Annotated in this window: 17 protein-coding genes; 5 read left to right on the top strand and 12 right to left on the bottom strand. The window is 62.9% G+C overall.

Translation table 11 applies throughout. From position 1 onward, the window contains the following. Positions 1-11 precede the first annotated feature (11 nt). Positions 12-632, bottom strand: a complete 621-nt coding sequence (locus tag J8I29_RS04105) for a glutathione S-transferase family protein (protein ID WP_209430736.1) — start codon at positions 630-632, stop codon at positions 12-14. Further along, a complete protein-coding gene (locus J8I29_RS04100) occupies positions 629-2125 on the bottom strand; it encodes a leucyl aminopeptidase (RefSeq protein WP_209430735.1) in 1497 nt (498 codons plus the stop codon). Before J8I29_RS04100 ends, J8I29_RS04105 begins: the two co-directional genes overlap by 4 nt. Positions 2126-2301: 176 nt before the next feature. On the opposite strand from J8I29_RS04100, the gene lptF reads away from it, so the two are divergent. From lptF to rsmA, 5 genes are all read left to right on the top strand, one after another. Next, positions 2302-3468, top strand: a complete 1167-nt coding sequence (gene lptF / locus J8I29_RS04095; RefSeq protein ID WP_105861922.1) for an LPS export ABC transporter permease LptF — start codon at positions 2302-2304, stop codon at positions 3466-3468. Next, positions 3465-4544 carry an LPS export ABC transporter permease LptG gene (gene lptG, locus J8I29_RS04090; protein ID WP_245196641.1) on the top strand — a complete coding sequence of 360 codons (1080 nt, stop codon included), beginning with the start codon at positions 3465-3467 and terminating at the stop codon, positions 4542-4544. The genes lptF and lptG overlap by 4 nt, the downstream gene beginning before the upstream one ends. After that, positions 4544-6988, top strand: a complete 2445-nt coding sequence (locus J8I29_RS04085) for an LPS-assembly protein LptD (protein WP_209430734.1) — start codon at positions 4544-4546, stop codon at positions 6986-6988. The genes lptG and J8I29_RS04085 overlap by 1 nt, the downstream gene beginning before the upstream one ends. A gap of 70 nt (positions 6989-7058) precedes the next feature. Further along, positions 7059-8108, top strand: a complete 1050-nt coding sequence (gene pdxA, locus J8I29_RS04080) for a 4-hydroxythreonine-4-phosphate dehydrogenase PdxA (RefSeq protein ID WP_209430733.1) — start codon at positions 7059-7061, stop codon at positions 8106-8108. A 106-nt stretch (positions 8109-8214) separates the two neighbouring features. Then, positions 8215-9057 (top strand): 16S rRNA (adenine(1518)-N(6)/adenine(1519)-N(6))-dimethyltransferase RsmA, encoded by an 843-nt coding sequence (gene rsmA, locus J8I29_RS04075; protein ID WP_209430732.1) that lies wholly within the window; start codon positions 8215-8217, stop codon positions 9055-9057. A gap of 8 nt (positions 9058-9065) precedes the next feature. Here the strand turns inward: rsmA and gmk are convergent, their stop codons facing one another. From gmk to ade, 10 genes are all read right to left on the bottom strand, one after another. Further along, positions 9066-9731: a guanylate kinase gene (gene gmk / locus J8I29_RS04070; RefSeq protein WP_105861918.1), complete on the bottom strand. Its 666-nt coding sequence runs from the start codon at positions 9729-9731 to the stop codon at positions 9066-9068. Further along, positions 9728-10615, bottom strand: a complete 888-nt coding sequence (locus J8I29_RS04065) for a YicC/YloC family endoribonuclease (protein ID WP_105861998.1) — start codon at positions 10613-10615, stop codon at positions 9728-9730. Before J8I29_RS04065 ends, gmk begins: the two co-directional genes overlap by 4 nt. Positions 10616-10776: 161 nt before the next feature. Further along, positions 10777-12207 carry an endolytic transglycosylase MltG gene (gene mltG, locus J8I29_RS30250; protein WP_209430731.1) on the bottom strand — a complete coding sequence of 477 codons (1431 nt, stop codon included), beginning with the start codon at positions 12205-12207 and terminating at the stop codon, positions 10777-10779. A 79-nt stretch (positions 12208-12286) separates the two neighbouring features. After that, positions 12287-12655 carry a hypothetical protein gene (locus J8I29_RS04055; RefSeq protein WP_209430730.1) on the bottom strand — a complete coding sequence of 123 codons (369 nt, stop codon included), beginning with the start codon at positions 12653-12655 and terminating at the stop codon, positions 12287-12289. Then, complete coding sequence (gene fabF, locus J8I29_RS04050) at positions 12652-13911, bottom strand: beta-ketoacyl-ACP synthase II (RefSeq protein WP_209430729.1); 1260 nt, start codon at positions 13909-13911, stop codon at positions 12652-12654. Before fabF ends, J8I29_RS04055 begins: the two co-directional genes overlap by 4 nt. Positions 13912-14167: 256 nt before the next feature. After that, positions 14168-14404 carry an acyl carrier protein gene (locus tag J8I29_RS04045; RefSeq protein WP_068287214.1) on the bottom strand — a complete coding sequence of 79 codons (237 nt, stop codon included), beginning with the start codon at positions 14402-14404 and terminating at the stop codon, positions 14168-14170. A 243-nt stretch (positions 14405-14647) separates the two neighbouring features. Then, a complete protein-coding gene (fabG, locus tag J8I29_RS04040) occupies positions 14648-15385 on the bottom strand; it encodes a 3-oxoacyl-[acyl-carrier-protein] reductase (protein WP_105861996.1) in 738 nt (245 codons plus the stop codon). A 104-nt stretch (positions 15386-15489) separates the two neighbouring features. After that, the gene (gene fabD, locus J8I29_RS04035; protein ID WP_209430728.1) at positions 15490-16434 is read right to left on the bottom strand and encodes an ACP S-malonyltransferase; all 945 of its coding nucleotides are present in this window, start codon (positions 16432-16434) and stop codon (positions 15490-15492) included. A gap of 237 nt (positions 16435-16671) precedes the next feature. Further along, positions 16672-17268, bottom strand: coding sequence for an NAD(P)H-dependent oxidoreductase (locus J8I29_RS04030; RefSeq protein WP_209430727.1), 597 nt, complete (start codon positions 17266-17268; stop codon positions 16672-16674). Positions 17269-17455: 187 nt separating this feature from the next. Further along, positions 17456-19159 carry an adenine deaminase gene (ade, locus tag J8I29_RS04025; protein ID WP_209430726.1) on the bottom strand — a complete coding sequence of 568 codons (1704 nt, stop codon included), beginning with the start codon at positions 19157-19159 and terminating at the stop codon, positions 17456-17458. Positions 19160-19243: the final 84 nt, after the last annotated feature.

Here is a 19243-nt window from a genome sequence, read left to right as displayed (position 1 = left end):
CCTCGCCTTTCTCAATAGCGGCTTTCCGATGATCGCGTCCGCACCATGACAGATGCGCTTCGGACACAATGCCACCATTCCTTCAATGCCGGCACGCGATCGATCAATTCGCTTCCAGCCGCCACGCTGTCGGCAACGGCCAGGACGGGTGCGAGGTAGCACCAAGCCAGGTTGGGAGAAAGCCCGACGCCCCCTTCGCCCACCAATTCCTGGAGGGCGCGCAATGCCGTCTCGGCTTCCGTCAGCGTCTCCAGGGCCGGCATCGTGCCATCGCGCCCCCATTGCGGCACGTAGATACCCCAGACGAGCGGCCGATAGGCGTAATTGTCGACTACGCGCATGATCTGGCGCATGCGCATCGCGGTGCGGGCATCGGCGGGTATCAGCGAAGGCTCGGGGAGCAGCGCCTCGAGATAATGGGCAATGGCATCGGTCTCATAGACCACCAGTCCATCGATCTCGATGCATGGAATACGCCGGAACGGATGGCGCCGCTCATAGTCATCCGGCAGACCTCCATCGTCAAAAATGTCAGCCACGACAAAGTCATGACCGACATTCTTGAACTCGAGAATCAGCCGGATGATCCGTGTGTAGACGCTGTCAGGCGTACCGAACAGCGTGATTCTCACCCTTCGTAATGCTCCGCCACCAGCCGGTCGAGCAGGCGCACTCCCCAGCCCGAGCCCCAGCTGCGGTTGACGTCGCTGGCGGGCGAACCCATGGCGGTGCCGGCGATGTCCAGATGCGCCCAGGGCGTCTCGTTGACGAAGCGCTGCAGGAACTGGGCCGCGGTGATCGAGCCGCCATTGCGGCCGCCCGTGTTCTTCATGTCGGCGAATTTGGAATCGATCAGCTTGTCGTATTCCGAGCCGAGCGGCATGCGCCAGACCCGCTCGCCCGTCGCCTGCCCCGCCATGAACAGGCGTCCCGCCAGTTCGTCATTGTTGGAGAAGAGACCGGCATATTCCTGGCCAAGCGCGACCATGATGGCACCGGTGAGCGTGGCGAGATCGATCATGAATTGCGGCTTGTACTTGTCTTGGATGTACCAGAGCACATCCGCCAGCACGAGCCGGCCCTCGGCGTCGGTGTTGATGATCTCGATGGTCTGGCCCGACATCGAGGTGACGATGTCGCCCGGACGCTGGGCCTTGCCGTCAGGCATGTTCTCGACCACGCCGATGGCTCCGATCACATTGGCCTTGGCCTTGCGGGCGGCAAGCGCATGCATGAGCCCGACCACGCAGGCCGCGCCGCCCATGTCTCCCTTCATGTCCTCCATGCCCGAGGCGGGCTTGATGGAAATGCCACCGGTGTCGAAGGTCACCCCCTTGCCGATGAAGGCGACCGGCTTGGCCTCGCGATTCTTGGCGCCGTTCCAGCGCATCACCACAAGGCGGCTATCATGCTCGGAGCCCTGGCCGACGCCGAGCAATGCGCCCATGCCGAGCTTCTTCATGGCCTTGACGTCGAGAATCTCGATTTCGACGCCGAGTTCCTCCAATTCGGCCGCCCGCTTAGCAAAGGCTTCGGGATAGAGCACGTTCGGCGGCTCGTTGACGAGATCGCGGGCAAGCCTGACTCCGCCGGCGATCGCCTCGCGGGACTTGGCGGCCTTCTTGGCCGCTCCTTCCGCCGCGCTGGCGATCGTCAATTCAAGGACCTTATGCGCCGCATCGTCCTGCTTGCGAGTCTTGTAACGCTCGAACTTGTAAGCTCTCAGCCGGGCGCCGAGGGCGAAGTCCGCCACCTGTTCGGCGGTCACCGCAATACCCGGGAGGTCCAGCACCACGGTCGCCGACCTAGCCGAGGCCGGCAGCTTCCCGATCGCGCTGCCTCCGGCCTTGACCCAATCGGTGCGGGCGCTTTCTTCGGACTTGCCGAGCGAAATCACGATGACCCGATCCACTCCCAAGCCCAAAGGCGCAAGAATGTCGAGGGAGGTCAGCGCCTTCCCCTTGAAATTATCGGCGGAAGCCGCACGTTTGACCAGACTGCCGATACCCGGTAGAGCAGCTTCCGTTTCAGGCGATACCGCCAAATCGATATTTGTGAATATGACGGCAATGCCGTCGCCAATTTTCTCGACTTTTGAAAAAGACAGTTTCAATTCGGAAACCATAATTGATGCCCATTCTAGGAAGTTGCCGCGCGGTTGACGGCTTGTTGGGACTTTTGCATGTCAATCCGTAACCATGTCTACAACAATCCGCTCCCGGCCCCGGTCCTGCCATACAAACGTCTCGCCTGCCGCCTAGCAGGAGGCTACAAGCAACGGGTAGGAGACCCGAAAAGGCAATGAACCTCGTCAGCCGATATATTGCCAGACAGTTTGGCTTTGCCTTTCTGGTCTGCCTCGTCGTGCTGACGCTTCTGGCCTGGATGGTCGGCGCCCTGCGCGAATTCAACGTCATGACGGCACAAGGCCAGTCCGTGCTGGTTTTCCTCGCCATCAGCTCGCTCGCCTTGCCGGCACTGGTGGTGGTTGTCGCGCCGCTGGCGGTCTTCCTGGCGGCGGTGTGGCTGCTGCAGCGTCTCAATGCCGGCTCGGAACTCGTCGTCCTCAATGCGGCGGGCTATTCACCTTCCCGGCTGATCCCGCCCTTTGCCGGCATTACCGGTCTCGTCGCAGCGGGCATTGCCGCCGTCACCCTCTATATACAGCCAGCCAGCCAGCATGAGCTAACCGCCTGGCGCGTGGCCGCGGCGGCCGACGTGGTGCAGCACTTCCTCAAGGAAGGCCAGTTCACCGCCCTGCGCGGCTTCACCTTCCATATCCGCGAGCGCCAGCCCGACGGTACGCTCCTCGGCATTTTCGTGCAGGATGCCCGCGACAAGGGCAAGACCAAGACCTATATCGCCGGAACAGGCAAGATCGTCGACACGCCGACCGGGCTCGTGCTGGTCCTCAACAACGGCTCGCTGCAGCAGCAGGAAGGCGGCGCTTCCTCCGATGCCTCGATCGTCACCTTCGAGCAATACCAGTTCGACCTCTCGCAGCTTGCCCGCGATGACAACGATGCCATCAACTACAAACCGCGGGACCGCTACACCAGTGAACTGTGGAACACCCGGCCATCCGAGATGAAGGGACCGGCCGAGCGCGGCCGCATTCGCGGCGAACTGGTGGACCGGTTTACCGCCCCGCTCTATCCGATTGCCTTCATGCTGGTCGCCCTTGCCTTTCTCGGCCAGGCGCGCACCACGCGCCAGGGCCGGGCCAGCGCGATCGGCTTTGCCATTCTGAGCGTGCTGGTGGTGCGCATTCTCGGCTTCATCGCCACGCAGAGCCTGAGCGTGCATTCGGCCGGCGGCGTCTATATTGCATTCGGCGTGCCGATCCTGACCTCGTTGATCTGCCTTGCCGTCATCGCCGGCCATCTGCGACTGTCGCTGCCGCGCGCATTGACGAATTGGTACAATGATCTGACTTCACGCCTCGCCAACAGGACGGCGAGCGCATGATTCTGACATCCACTCTCGGCCGGTATCTCAGTAAGCGCTTCCTCATCGCCATTTTCGGCGTGCTTGCCTTTCTGTTCGTCATGATCTTCCTGCTGGATTTCGCGGAGACCAGCCGGCGCGCCAGCGACTTGCCGCGCGTATCCGTGGGCTCGATCGCGGCTTTGTCCCTGCTGCGAACGCCGTCCATCATCGAGCAGACCCTGCCCTTCGTCTTCCTGTTCGGAGCCATCATCTGCTTCGTTAATCTCAGCCTGCGGCTCGAGTTGGTGGTGATGCGTGCAGCCGGCCTGTCGGTCTGGCAATTCCTGGCGCCGCCGGTCGTCTGCGCCGTCGTCCTCGGCATCCTGGCCGCAATCGCCTTCAACCCGCTGTCGGCGGCGCTAAAGACTCGAAGCGACCTGCTCGATACCCGCGTTTTCGGCGCCCGCCAGATCCGCGACGACGACAAGAGCCGCTGGATCCGCGACGGCCAGGCCGTCATTCATACGTCGGCCGAAAATAGCGACGACGGCGCGCTGACGGGCGTTACCATCTATGCGCTCGATGCCGACGGTCGCTTTGTCAGGCGACTGGAAGCCGATACCGCAAAACTTGACAAGGGCGCCTGGCATCTATCCAACGTCCAGGAATTCATCCCCAACCAGCCGGTCAAAACGTCGGAAAGCGTTGAATTCCCTAGCAATTTGACCAAGTCGCAGGTCGATCAGAAATTTGCGGTGTCCGCCGACAGCGTGTCTTTCTGGAGACTCCCGTCATCAATCGCACAACAGGGCGCCGCGGGACTTGATGCAAATGATTACCGGCTGCAATATCAGACGCTTCTAGCTCGTCCCCTGCTGCTCGTGGCGATGGTGCTGATCGCCGCGACGGTTTCGCTACGGTTTGCACGCCTTGGCGGTATTGGTGTGATGATCTTGAGTGGAATCGGGGCGGGTTTCTTGCTGTATGTCGTAACCAAAATGGCCAAGGATCTGGGCATTGCGGGGCTGGTTGCGCCAGCCGTCGCCGCTTGGACTCCGGCTGCCATTGCGGCCCTGATCGGATTTACCGTGTTGCTTAACCAGGAGGATGGCTGATGCGCGTATCAGCTCGCCACTTCCTTACGACCATGCTGTGCACCACCGTTGCGGTTGCAGCGCTGTCGTTTGCGTTGTTGCCGTCAAAAGTTCACGCCCAGGAAAACCTGCTCGGGCCCTTGGGTGCGCGTTCCGATGGTGCCGGAGGTCAGGGCAGCTCCAACATGGTCCTCAAGGCCAGGGAGATGCAGTACGACCAGGACAACGAGGTCGTAACCGCCATCGGCACGGTGCAGATCTATTACAATGGCCGCGCCCTGCAGGCAGACCGTGTGGTCTATGACCGCAAGGCCAAGCGCGTGCGGGCGAACGGCAATGTCGTCATCACCGAAGCCGACGGCACCAAGACCTACGCCGACAATTTCGATCTCACCGACGATTTCAGAGACGGCTTCGTCAATTCGCTGAAGATGGTGACGGCGGACGAGCTCTATGTTGCCTCCAACCGTGCCGAGCGCACCGGCGGCAATGTCACCGTGTTCCAGAACGGCGTCTATTCGGCCTGTTCGCCCTGTGCCGACAATCCTCAGAAGCCGCCTCTGTGGCAGATCAAGGCCGTCAAGGTCATCCACAACCAGCAGGAGAAGATGATCTATTTCGAAGATGCTCGCTTCGAGTTCTTCGGCTTCCCGATCGCCTACCTGCCTTATATGTCGACCCCCGACCCGTCCGTCACCCGCAAGAGCGGCTTCATCACGCCGCGTTATTTCCACTCCTCGCGGATCGGCTACGGCCTCGAACTGCCCTATTTCATCGACCTCGCTCCCAATTACGATCTGACCATCACGCCCGGCTATGCTACCAGCCAGGGCCCGACCGGCCAGATCGAATGGCGTCATCGGACGCTGAACGGCGCCTATTCGGTGATGGCATCGGGTGCCTTCATCAGCGATCCGGACAAGTTCGCCAACGAGGATATCGGCCGGCCGAACTGGCGCGGTTCGATTTCGTCCAAGGGCGAATTCTGGCTGAACGACAAATGGCGCTTCGGCTGGGATGGCTCGCTGCTGAGCGACAAATATTACTGGCGCGACTACCGGCTCGACAATCTCAGGGGCAAGACGGAGGCCACCTCCACCGTCTACCTGACGGGTGTCGGCACCAAATCCTGGTTCGATCTGCGCGCTTATTATTTCCAGGGCCTGACCACCGCCGACGTGCAGAAGCAATTGCCCGTGGTCGCGCCGGTGGTCGACTATGACTACATCGTCGACCGCCCGGTGTTCGGCGGCGAACTCGGCTGGAACGTCAACCTGACCAGCCTTACGCGCCAGCAGGCGGCCTTCGACAATATCCTGGGCTACAACTGCGACAATCTCACGCCGAAGACCCGGGTCAACTGCCTGCAGCGCGGCATCGACGGTACCTATACGCGCGCTTCGATCAACGCCTATTGGAAGAAGACCTTCACCGACACCTACGGGCAGCAGTGGACGCCCTTCGCCTATGTCCGCGGCGATCTCGGCTTCACCCAGCTCGACGGCAACCCTGCCGACCAGTTCGTCAGCAACAAGAAGAACGATACGGCCGCGCGCCTGGTGCCGGCCATCGGCCTCGACTATCGCTACCCCTTTATCTCGCAGTCCGATTGGGGCACGCAGATCATCGAGCCGATCGCCCAGGTCATCCTGCGTCCCAAGGCGATGCAGAGCGGCGTCTTCCCCAATGAAGATGCTCAGAGCCTGATCTTCGACGACACCAACCTGTTCGACTGGGACAAATATTCCGGCTATGACCGGGTCGAGGACGGTTCTCGCGTCAATGCCGGCCTGCAATATTCGCTGACGACCAATGGCGGTGGCTACTACAATGCCATGTTCGGCCAGTCCTACTCCTTCGGCGGCACCAATTCCTTCACCAGGGGCGACATGGCCAATACCGGCCTGCAGTCGGGCCTGGATCGCAATATCTCCGACTATGTCGCGCGCGTTTATCTGCAGCCGGTGAACAATTTCGCGATCCTGTCGGGTGCCCGCTTCGATCAGAAGAATTGGGACATGCGGCAGTTCGAGGTCGGTGCCCTCGGCACGATCGGGCGCCTGAAGGCCGACATCATCTACGCACGCTACGATGCCCAGCCGCTGCTCGGGCTCGATGATCGTGAAGGCATCAATGGTAAGGCCGCCTTCAAGCTGAGCGAGAACTGGATCGCCAGCGCAGGCGCTCTCTACGATATGAGGACCAAGAAGTTCTCGTCGAGCTATGCCGGGCTGACCTATGTCGACGCCTGCATCGCGCTCGGCATGAGCGTCTCGCGCTCCTATGACACCACGTCGTTGAAATACGATACCACGGTGCAGTTCCAGCTGCAGCTGCGCGGCCTGGGCGTCAGCGGCAGCCCGAAGGAATTCACCGACAAGATCTGGAACAACGACTTCGACAATCTCAACGTCACCAAGCCGAGCAGCTATACCGACCGCTACGGCAATCTGAAGACCTTCTGAAACGAGGCGAACGGGCCTGCCCTGTCCCATGACAGGCCCGTTCGTGCAAGCGAGCCCATCTGACCTGATCATGCCGACCGAACACCCCTCCCTGCCGATTGCCTTGACCATGGGGGAACCGGCGGGCATCGGCCCGGAGCTGATCGTGATGGCAGCCTCGGCCCGCCACGAGGCCGCGCCCTTCTTCGTCTATGGCGACGCCGGCCTGCTGTCGGCACGCGCTCGGCGCATCGGCCTGGATTTGACCATCGTCGAGACTGACGAAGCCGGCACGCTGGCAGCCTTCACGCGCGGCCTTCCTGTCATTCCTCTGGCCAATGCCGCCCCGGATCGGCCGGGCAGGCCCGATGTCGCCGGCGCCGCCGCGGTCATCGAGTCGATCGAACGCGCCGTACTGTCCGTACGGCGTGGACATGCCCGTGCGGTGGTAACACCCCCGATCATGAAGGAAGTGCTCTATCGCGCCGGCTTCCGCCATCCCGGCCACACCGAGTTCCTCGGCGAACTTGCCTGCCGTCATTGGCAGGACGGCGCCGCGCAGGGTCTTGCCACCGGCGGGCAAGATCGGGAGACGCCGTTCAGGCCCGTGATGATGATCTGGTCCCAAACGGTCGCGGTGGTGCCGGTCACCATTCACATCCCCTTGTCCAGGGTACCCGCCGCCCTTACCGAGGACCTGATCTACGAGACCGGCCTGATCACGGCGCGGGACCTCAAGGCCCGTTTCAACATCGCTGCGCCGCGGCTCGCGGTTGCGGGCCTCAACCCCCATGCCGGCGAAAACGGCGCGTTGGGCAGCGAGGACAGCGCCGTCGTCGCACCCGCCATCGCCAGGCTCAGGGCGCAGGGCATCGATGCCCGGGGTCCCCTGCCCGCCGATACGATGTTTCATGCCCGGGCACGCCAGACCTATGACGCGGCCCTGTGCATGTATCACGACCAGGCCCTGGCGCCGGCCAAGGCCCTGGCCTTCGACGAGGCCGTCAACGTGACCCTGGGCCTGCCTTTCGTGCGCACATCGCCCGATCACGGCACGGCCTTCGACCTGGCAGGCACGGGCAAAGCCAATCCATCCAGTTTTCTCGCCAGCCTGTCGCTGGCCGACAGAATGTCCCGCTAGGGCAAAGCGCGCTTCCATCGACGACACTTTGCTCTAACTCCTTGTTTTGATGTGCCTTTGTTATACTGGGCAACGGCGTCAAATCGCGAACGCTTCAAGGCCTGTCATGGCGCAGATCGACACTCTTCCCCCGCTGCGCGAGGTCATCCGCCAGCATGAGCTGATGGCCAAGAAATCCCTTGGCCAGAATTTCCTGCTCGATCTCAATCTCACCGCCAAGATCGCGCGGGCCGGCGGCTCGCTGGAAGGCATAAATGTGGTGGAGGTCGGCCCCGGCCCCGGCGGCCTCACACGGGCACTCCTGGCTTGCGGCGCCCGGCATGTCGTCGCCGTGGAGCGCGACGAGCGCTGTCTGGCGGCCCTTGCCGAAATCGCGGCTCATTATCCCGGCCGCCTGACGGTGCATGCCGGCGACGCCCTCGAAGCCGATTGGCCAGCCTTGATCGCCGGACTGGAAGGGCCCGTCCGCATCACCGCCAACCTGCCTTACAATGTGGCGACCCCTCTGTTGATCGGCTGGCTGAAGACTGAGCCCTGGCCACCCTGGTTCCAGTCGATGACGCTGATGTTTCAGAAGGAGGTTGCCGAGCGCATCGTGGCCACTGAAGCGGAGGAGGCCTATGGCCGTCTCGGCGTCCTGGCCGGATGGCGGACGGAAGCCGAGATCGTCTTCGACGTGCCGCCAAGCGCCTTCGTGCCGCCTCCCAAGGTTACCTCCTCGGTGGTGCATCTGCGCCCGCGGCCGGCGCCCCTGCCCTGTACCCCGGCCGCTCTGGAACGGATCACGCAGGCGGCCTTCGGCCAGAGGCGCAAGATGCTGCGCCAGAGCCTCAAGGGGCTTGGCGGCGACCTGACGGCCGCGCTCGCCGATGCGGGCCTACGCCCGGAGATGCGCGCCGAGGAGGTCCCGGTCCCCGCTTTCGTCGCGCTGGCGAACGCCCTGAAATAGAACCTGCGTCAGCGCCCGCGCGTCAGCGCATCGAGATCGGCTTTCAAGGTATCGACCAATTGGCCGACCTGAGACTTGTCTTGCCGCTTCATGCGTTCGACGTCGAGGATTTCCTTGAGCTTGGCATAGGTAGTCTGCAGGTCGGTGTTGACCAGCACATAGTCATATTTCGTCCAGTGGCTGATCTCGACGCGCGCATTCTGCAGGCGCTGCAGGATGATCTCGGCGCTATCCTCGGCCCGCCTCTCGAGCCGCGCCTTGAGCTCGGCCACAGACGGCGGCAGGACGAAGACGGAGACGATGTCCGGCCTCATCTTGTTGTAGATCTGCATGGTGCCCTGCCAGTCGATATCGAACAGGACATCGCGGCCGGCAGCCAGAGCCTCTTCCACCGGCCCCGCCGGCGTGCCGTAGTAATTGCCATGCACCTTGGCCGATTCCAGCAATTCGCCCCTTTCGCGCATGGTCTCGAAGGTGCCGGCGTCGATGAAACGGTAATGGACCCCGTCGATCTCGCTGCCCCGGCGCGGACGGGTGGTGACCGAGATCGACAGATGCATCGATTTGTCCTCGGCCAGAAGAAGGCGCGTCAGCGTGGTCTTGCCGGCACCGGAGGGCGAGGAAACGATCAGCAGGAGGCCCCGGCGCTGGGGAACGGACGCAGTGCTACTCATTCGATATTCTGAACCTGTTCGCGGAATTGCTCGACCACTGCTTTGAGAGAAAGGCCGGTCGCGGTCAAGCTGACATCATTCGCCTTGGAGCAAAGGGTGTTGACTTCCCGGTTGAATTCTTGGGCGAGGAAATCGAGCCGCCGTCCCACCGGGCCGCCCTTGGCCAGGAGATCGCGGGCCGCGGCAATATGCGCGTGCAGCCGGTCGAGCTCCTCGCGTATGTCGGCCTTGGCTGCCATCAGGATCGCCTCTTGGTGCAGCCTGTCGGGATCGAGCGACGACGAGGCGTCGAGCAGGGCGGCAATCTGGGCGGCAAGGCGGTCGCGCACGGCGGCGGGCTGACGTGCCGGATTGGCGTCCGCCTCGCGGGTGAGGGTCTCGATTTCATCGATGCGGCCGAGCAGGACGCGGGCGAGCGCCTGCCCTTCCCGCCGCCTCATCTCGGCGCATTGGGCAAGGGCCTTGGCGAAGCCCTCCAGCAGAATCTCCTGCAGCGCCGCACGCCCCGCCTCGTCTTCCTCCTGTTCTTCGACCTCCAGCACGCCCTTGATGGCAAAGAGGCCATCCAGGCGCGGAGCCGCAGCATCCACCTTCTGCGAGGCCTCGGCCATCGCCGAGACGATGGCATCGAGCACCGCCTGGTTGATGCGGACCACCGGCGCCACGGCCTCGCGTTTCAGCGACAGGCCGATCTGGCACGAACCACGCGCAAAGGCCGCACCCAAAGCGGCGCGTGCCGACGCCTCGAGCGCGTCGAAGCCCGGGGGCAACCTGAAGCGGACATCGAGGCTCTTGCCATTGACGGTCTTGATTTCCCAGGCCCAGCGGTTCGCGCCGGTCTGTCCTTCCACCCGGGCAAAGCCGGTCATGCTGACAACGGACATCTTCCAATGTTCCATACGGTGATTTCAGCACCCGACCGGATGGTTTTCACCGGCAATCGGAACTGAGCGCTCGCTCCCGATGCGCCACCACACTTCGAATAGAGCCAGATGGAGGATAGAGCCCCGAGGCCCTGCGCTCAAGCGGCTCGCTCGCAGCCCGTCTACTGCACGGACTGCGGCGAGTTCAGATCGAAGGTCTTGTCCAGCAGCGGATCATGGTCGGTATTGGCGACAGGATCGTCAAAGCCCCCCTTCTTGGGCTTTGCAGCCTGGGCCGGGTCATTGGGGGCGGCGAGCGTCTCCGCAGGCGGAGGCGCAGAAGGGTTCGGCGATGCCGACGCGGCCGGCGGGGCAGGCAGCGGGATATCGGCTGCCGGCGGCGTCGATGGCGCGGCCGCAGGCGGTGGCGCCTCCGCCTCGGTCTGCTGCTTGCAGGCCTTGCTGCCCTTCTTGCAAGGCTTGGCCGGCGGCTTGGCTGCAGGAGCCTCGGCCGGGGCTGGTGCCGGCGCCGGGGCTGCGTCGTCCGGTACTGGAGCCGGCGCAGGCTGGGACGGCGCGGCTGCGGCATTGCCGCCCTGCTGCTGGAACTGCCGCCATTTGGCGACATTCTTGTTGTGCTCGTCCAGGGTCGAGGCGAAGGCGTGCCCGCCCGTACCGTCGGCGACGAAATAGAGGTCCTTGGTCGCCAAGGGAGTGGCCACGGCCTGCATCGCGGCCTTGCCGGGATTGGCAATGGGGGACGGCGGCAGGCCGGTGATGGTGTAGGTGTTGAAGCGCGTCGGCTGCGAGAGATCGGCGCTGGTCAAAGCCCTGTCGAGCTTTCCCTTGCCTCCGACCATGCCATAGATCACGGTCGGATCGGATTGCAGGCGCATGTTTTTCTGCAGCCTGTTGATGAAGACGCTGGCGACATGGGGACGTTCATCCGCCTGGCCCGTCTCCTTCTCCACGATCGAGGCGAGCGTCACCATTTCCGCCGGGCTCTTCAGCGGAAGATTAGGGGCGCGCTGCTTCCAGATCTGATCGACCAGGGCCTTCTGCTCTTCCTGCATCTTGCGGACCATGGCCGAACGGGTGGTGCCGCGCTCATATTTGTAGGTGTCGGGCAACAGCGCCCCTTCGGGGGGCACCGGCGGAGCATCGCCCGTAAGCAGATCGTCCTGGTTCAGCCGGTCGATGATCATCTGGCTGGTGAGGCCCTCGGGTATGGTGATCGAATGCTGGATTACCTTACCGTCCACCAGGATGTTCATGACGTCATACATCGAGGCGCCGGGCTTGAAAGCATATTCGCCCGCCTTGAGATTGCTATGTCCAAGCATCAACGCGCCGGTGGTGAAGATGGTGGCACTGTCGATGACGCCCTGCCGCTCGAGGGAATCGGCGATCTCGTCGCGGCCACTGCCCTTGGGCACATAAACCGTCTTGGCTTCCGTCAGCGGCCCGGGCGAAGTGAACTGGCGCAGGCCGAAATAACCGCCGATGGCGATCAGCATCAGCAGGACGAAGACGGCGTTGCCCGCCACCACGAAGGGATTGCGCACCGCGCTCGAACGTGTCGGCGGCTTGGCGACGGCATCGGGCTGGATCATGTTGCGGGATCCGCGCGAGCCGGCAGCACCTTTCCCGAAGGAGCGCGAGCGTTCGTTCGCTAGTCCCGAATCGTCCCGATCATCGACCATAAAAACCTCGTACGCCTACATATTTGCCCGGTTTGACGCCGCGGCCGCAGAGCCTGGCAACCGGCGCGCCCTGTTGTGCCATGCCCGTGGCGCCGTGTGTTTCGACAGAATCGCCAAAACTCGCAAAGACGCGTCGAAACAAAGAGTTAGAGCAAAAGACTGTTTTTGCCAGAACGCGCTTTGCCGCACAAATACCAGTATGTTTCGGCGAAAATGCATCAAAATACGAACAATAAGGCGGCCCCCGATCGCTTTGAACCGGAGGTCGTATCACGTCTGCTCCAGCGGGCATGCCCTGCGAATATGGCAGAATGCCGGCCGGTTGCCCAATACCTGCGGCACGCTTGGCGACGATCAATCGGCCTTGCGCAGGATCAAGGAAGCATTGGTGCCGCCGAACCCGAAGGAATTGGAGAGCACGACATTCACCTCGCGCTTGCGCGCCTGCAACGGCACCAGATCGATCGGGGTCTCCACCTCGGGATTCTCCAGATTGATGGTGGGCGGCACGATCTGGTCGCGAAGAGCCAGGATCGAGAAGATCGCTTCGATCGCGCCGGCGGCACCGAGCAGGTGGCCGGTCGCCGATTTGGTCGACGACATCGAGGCCGTGGCGGATGCATTGCCGAGCAGGCGCTGAACGGCGCCGAGCTCAATCGTATCGGCCATGGTCGAGGTACCGTGGGCGTTGATGTAGTCGATCTCGCCGACGGAGATGCCTGCCCGCTTGACCGCCATCTGCATGCTGCGGAAGGCGCCGTCACCGTCCTCGGATGGCGCAGTGATGTGATAGGCATCGCCCGAAAGCCCATAGCCGATGACCTCGGCATAGATCTTGGCACCACGCGCCTTGGCGTGCCCATACTCTTCCAGCACCACGCAACCGGCGCCCTCGCCCATGACGAAACCGTCGCGGTCGCGGTCATAGGGGCGCGAGGCGCGCGCAGGTTCGTCGTTGAAGGCGGTCGACAGCGCGCGGCAAGCGGCAAAGCCCGCCAGGGCGAGGCGGCAGACCGGGGATTCGGTACCGCCGGCCACCATCACCTCGGCATCGCCGAGCGCGATCAGGCGAGCGGCATCGCCGATGGCGTGCGCACCGGTCGAGCAGGCCGTGACCACCGCATGGTTCGGCCCCTTCAGGCCATGGCGAATGGAAACCTGGCCACCCGCCAGGTTGATCAGGCGGCCGGGAATGAAGAAGGGTGAGATCCGGCCGGGGCCGCGATCGCGAAGCGTGATCGCGGCGTCCTCGATGCCCTGCAGACCGCCGATGCCCGAACCGATCAGGACGCCGGTTTCTTCCTGATCCTTCTGCGAGACCGGATGCCAGTCGGCGTCATCGAGGGCCTGGGTGGCCGCAGCCATGGCGAAGACGATGAAGTCGTCGACCTTGCGCTGCTCCTTGGGCTCCATCCACTGATCGGGATTGTAGGTGCCGTTGCTGCCATCGCCGTGTGGAATGAGACCGGCAATCCGGGCCTTGAGATCCTGCGTCTCGAAACGGTCGATCTTGACGATGCCGCTCTTGCCCGCAAGGAGATTGGACCACGATGTTTCGACGTCGCCACCCATCGGGTTGACCATGCCGAGACCAGTTACGACAACGCGCCTCATAGAACCTCCAAAGGCCGGGGAATCGCCCTCCCCGGCTACTCAAACCCGTTTGATCGCAAAAATTGCCTGGCGCAAGGCGCGCACCGAATACGAACGGCCTACGGGCCATCCCGTCCAATGCTTCGAACGCATTGCCCTTACGCTGAACTGGCAGCCGCTATGCCTGCTGTCACTCCAGGGTGCCCGGCAATGATGCAATCTCGTCCCCCGGCCGGTCGATGGATGGATATCGGGGAGCGTTCGCTCCCCGATCGTCTCAGGCCGTAGCCTTGGTCAGGAACTTGACGGCATCGCCGACGGTCAGAATCGTCTCTGCGGCATCATCGGGGATTTCGCAGTTGAACTCTTCTTCGAAAGCCATGACCAGCTCAACCGTGTCGAGCGAGTCAGCGCCCAGATCGTCGATGAAGCTCGCATTCTCGGTGACCTTGTCCGGATCGACGCCGAGGTGTTCAACCACGATCTTCTTCACGCGGTCTGCGATATCGCTCATTTTTCGTTCCTTTGATAAACCAAGACTGCCTGCCGGCATTTACTTCCGCCGCCGTTAGACGGTCGGTGTTTTGATAGTTCCTTGAGCCGGGGCCAATCCTTCGACCGGCCTCCAGTTATCCCGGACAATCACATTCATAGGGGCCAACGCAATGTCCCTCGGCGGTGATTAACACACTTCAAATGCCATTGCCAGCGGGCATCCCACCAGTGAAAATCACTGTGGAATCTGCTTCTAACTCGTTCAAATCATTGCCATTCCGCCGTTAATGTTCAGAGTTTGCCCGGTGGTATAGGCAGCCTCGGCGGAGGCAAGGTAAACGGCTGCTGCCGCAATCTCGTCGACATGACCGAGCCGATGCACCGGGATCGCGGCAAGGATCGGTTCCATTTGCTTCTCGTTGAGGGCATCCGTCATCGCCGTATCGATGAAGCCCGGCGCGATGCAATTGACGGTGATTCCCCTGCTCGCCACCTCGTGCGCCAGCGACTTGGACATGCCGACCAGGCCGGCCTTGGAGGCGGCATAGTTGGTCTGGCCGGGATTGCCGATGACACCGGACAGGGAAGCGATATTGATGATGCGGCCAGTCCGGCGCTTCAGCATGCCCTTCACCGCGGCGCGGGACAGATGGAAGGCAGCCGAGAGGTTGACGGCGATGACGCTGTCCCAGTCCTCGTCCTTCATGCGCAGCATCAGATTGTCACGGGTGAAGCCGGCATTGTTGACCAGGATGTCAAGCTGGCCGAGGGCCGCCTCGACATTCGGGACCAGCGCGCCGAGTTGCTCCTTGTCGGTCAGGTCGCAGGCGAAGACATGGGCGCGGTCACCGAGCTTGGCCGCCAGTTCCTCCAGCACCGCCTTGCGGGTGCCGGAAAGCGCCACCGTGGCCCCCTGGCGATGCAGGGCTGCGGCAATAGCCGCTCCGATTCCGCCCGTGGCGCCGGTCACCAGGGCTATCTTGCCGGTAAGGTCGAACATCGTCATCCCCAATCGAGTGCTGCCGGCCGCTGCGGGCGCACCCTTTATTGTTTATCTTCACCCGAAATGACCACCCGCCCCAAGGCTGACGGCCGTGGGCCCTTTCATCGCAAAGTCGGTGCGAATGCCGCCACATCGTCCGGTGTGCCGATGCTCACCGCTTCCACGCCGGAGGCGATGCGCCGGACCAACCCGCTCAGAACCTTTCCGGAGCCGACTTCCACCAGCTTGGTGACGCCTGCCCCGGCAAGATATTCGACGCTTTCCCGCCAGCGAACGGTTCCCGTCACCTGCTCGACCAGACGGCGGCGGATTTCGGAAGAATCCGAGATCGGCCGGGCGAGGACATTGGCAATCAGGGGCACGGCGGGGGCCGCAATGGCGACCTTTTCGAGTGCCTCGGCCATGGCATCGGCAGCCGGCTGCATCAGGGCGCAATGGAAGGGAGCCGAAACCGGCAGGAGGATGGCGCGCTTGGCGCCCTTGCCCTTGGCGATCTCCACCGCGCGTTCGACCGCAGCCTTGGCGCCGGAAATGACGACCTGGCCGGGCGCATTGTCGTTGGCGGCCTGGCAGACCTCGCCCTGCGCCGCCTCGGCGGCAACGGCAGCCGCCTGCTCATAGTCGAGACCGAGGAGCGCGGCCATCGCACCAGTGCCCACCGGCGTGGCGGCCTGCATCGCCCGCCCGCGAATGCGCAGCAGGCGAGCCGTATCGGCGATCGTCAGCGCCCCGGAGGCGGCCAGGGCCGAATATTCGCCGAGCGAATGGCCGGCGACGAAGCTGGCATGCTTCTTGAGGTCGAGGCCTGCCTCGTCCTGCAGCACGCGGAAGGCTGCCAGCGAGACGGCCATCAGGGCCGGCTGGGCGTTCTCGGTGAGCGTGAGGTCGTTCTCCGGACCGTCCCAGATCACGGCCGTCAGCTTCTGGCCAAGCGCAGCGTCGATCTCGTCGAAGACGGCGCGGGCCACGGGAAAGGCATCGGCAAGCGCCTTGCCCATACCCACGCTTTGGCTTCCCTGGCCGGGAAACGTGAAGGCGATACTCATGCAAGAACCCCGTTTGAGACGGCGCGTTGAGACAATAGGCTGCCGCCTAAGTCAAGTCCGAAGGGCAAGAATAACCCTTCATCTTGCACAATCTTGGCAAAACTCGGTCTTTGCGGACCTCACGGCAGAGCTCGCCGGCAATTCCGTCGGTCGAGTCGCATCGGCGTCAGCTGACCTCGCGTTTCGAATTGGTCAAATATCCTCCCGGAATTCCGGTATATTGACCCCCGGCGCCTCTCAATTCTTAAGCGATGCCAGCTTCTTCTCGACCTTCGCAAGAAAATGGCGGCGCTGCTTTTCGGTGGTTTCGTCGAGGCGGTGCAATGCCAGCCACATCGTGCGGCAGCGTGGCGCGCACAGGCTCTTCAGGCCACGCAGGAGGATGTGGCGTCCGGGTGCCTTCATGAACAAGGTCCACCACCACCAGGGCGATCCCAATGTGGAGATGACGCCGAGCAGGCGGATCTGCGTCAGCACCGGACCGATTGCCTTGCCGTTCTCCGGCATGGTGAAGGTGGCATGCGGTACCCAGACCCGCTCGAGCCAGCCCTTGAGCATGGCGGGCGGCCCGTACCACCAGGTCGGATGGATGAAGATGAGGCCTTCGCACCAGCGAAGCTCGGCCAGATGCTCCGCCACGGGTGCCTCGTTGCTGCCAGGCTCGTGGTAGCCGCGCCTCTCCTCCGCGCTCATCACCGGATTGAAACCTTGCGCATAAAGATCGAGCAGGCGGACCTCATGCCCTGCCTTATCGAGGGCGCGCAAAGCGGTATCCCGGATCGAAGCGCCGAAGCTCTCCGAACATGGATGGCAATAGACGACGAGGAGTTTCATCGCGGGCGCTCTGGAACAAAGTGCGTTTTGGCTAAAAAGAACTTTTATTGTAGTTTTTGATTCGACTTATATTTAATATTTAAAGTTTTTAATTCAAATCACAAAATACTTTAGCCGGAAATCGAGGCCCGGAACTCTGCATAGGTGATTGGGATAGAATACTATACAGCACTGTCAAGAGCACAACTCAAGCGGAAATCAACTCGAAACGATCGACATCGACCATCCCCATGTCGGTGATCTTGAGATGGGGAATCACCGGCAAGGGCAGGAAGGCGACCTGCAGGAAAGGTTCGGCCAGGGTGACGCCAAGCGATTTGGCGGCCGCGCGCAACGGAATCAGGCGATCACGCACGTCCTCGAAAGTCAGCAGACTCATCAATCCCGCCACCGGCAACGCCAGTTCGGCCAGAATGGCCCCCTCGCGTGCCACCACGAAACCACCGCCGATCTCGCCGAGCCGGTTGACCGCCAGGGCCATGTCGGCATCGTCGGCACCGACGACGCAGATATTGTGCGAATCGTGGCCGACCGAGGAAGCGATCGCCCCCCGCTTCAACCCGAACCCCTTGACGAAGCCGCGCCCGATATTGCCGTTGACGCCGTGCCGTTCGACCACCGCGACCTTCACCACGTCCTGGTCGAGGTCGATATTTCGGCGGCCATTCTCATAGGGAAGGCTCAACCGCAGATGCTCGGTGATGATCTTGCCGGGCACCACGCCCATGACCGGTCCGGTCGGCCCGCCTGCCGTCACCCGGAAATCGGCGGCCGAAACGCGAGGAGCCTTCATCGAGCCGAGCCCCACCGGCGCAATGCGGGTCCGCCCCTCGAACAAGCCGTCCTCCACCACCCGGCCGGCACTGATCACCTGGCGCACGGCGCAATGATCGAGATCTTCGATGAGCACGATATCGGCCCGCTTGCCGGGCGCGATCACGCCGCGATCCCTGAGGCCGAAAGCCATGGCCGCCGACAGCGTCGCAGTGCGATAGGCTGCCAGCGGCTCGGCGCCGAGGGCGATGGCGGTGCGGATCATGAAATCGAGATGGCCCTCTTCGGCAATGTCGAGGGGATTGCGGTCGTCCGTACAGAAGGCGAGATAGGGCGAGTTCCTCACCGTGATCAGTTCGGCAAGGGCATGCAGATCCTTGGAGACCGAGCCCTCGCGGATCAGCAGCGTCATGCCCTTGGCGAGTTTCTCCCGGCCTTCCCTGGCCGTCGTCGTCTCGTGGTCGGTACGGATGCGGGCGGTGAGATAGGCATTCAGATCCGTACCGACGAGAAGCGGGGCGTGGCCGTCGATATGGCCGTCCTGGAACGGCAGGAGCTTGGCAAGACAGGCGGGATCGGCATTGATCACGCCCGGGAAATTCATGAACTCGGCGAGGCCGATCACGCGGGGGTGGTTCTTGAAGGGCTCGAGATCCGGGGCCTCGAGCCGCGCACCGGCAGTCTCCAGGTGGGTCGAGGGCACGCAGCTCGAGAGCTGGACGCGCAGATCCAGCGCCGTCTCACCGGCCGCGTCCAGAAAATAGCGGATGCCATCGGCGCCCACGACATTGGATATTTCATGCGGGTCGCAGATGGCCGTGGTCACGCCATGCCGTAGCACGCAGCGATCGAATTCAGGAGGCGTGACCAGCGAGGATTCGACATGCAGATGCGTGTCGATGAAGCCGGGCACGGCCACGAGCCCGCGCCCCTCGATCTCCCGCCGGCCGCGATAACTGGCATAGGTTCCGACGATGCGATCGCCGCCGATGGCGATATCGGTCTCGGTGAGATCGCCGCTGACGAGGTCGAGCAGGCGCACATTCTTGATCACCAGATCCGCCGGTTCGGTGCCCCGCCCCTGGGCGATCAATCGGGCGAGTTCACTGGCGTCCATCCGGGCAATTCCTTCCAATGTCGTGGGAGCGCGGACGTCCTCGTCCACTCTTCCTCCCTCACAGTCGCGACGTTCTCAGGTGCG

The sequence above is a fragment of the Labrys sp. LIt4 genome, assembly GCF_017813775.1.
GTDB classification, from domain to species: Bacteria; Pseudomonadota; Alphaproteobacteria; order Rhizobiales; family Labraceae; genus Labrys; species Labrys okinawensis_A.
The sequence above is the reverse complement of the archived record's forward strand: the minus strand, read 5'-3'. Positions and strand labels throughout refer to the sequence as shown.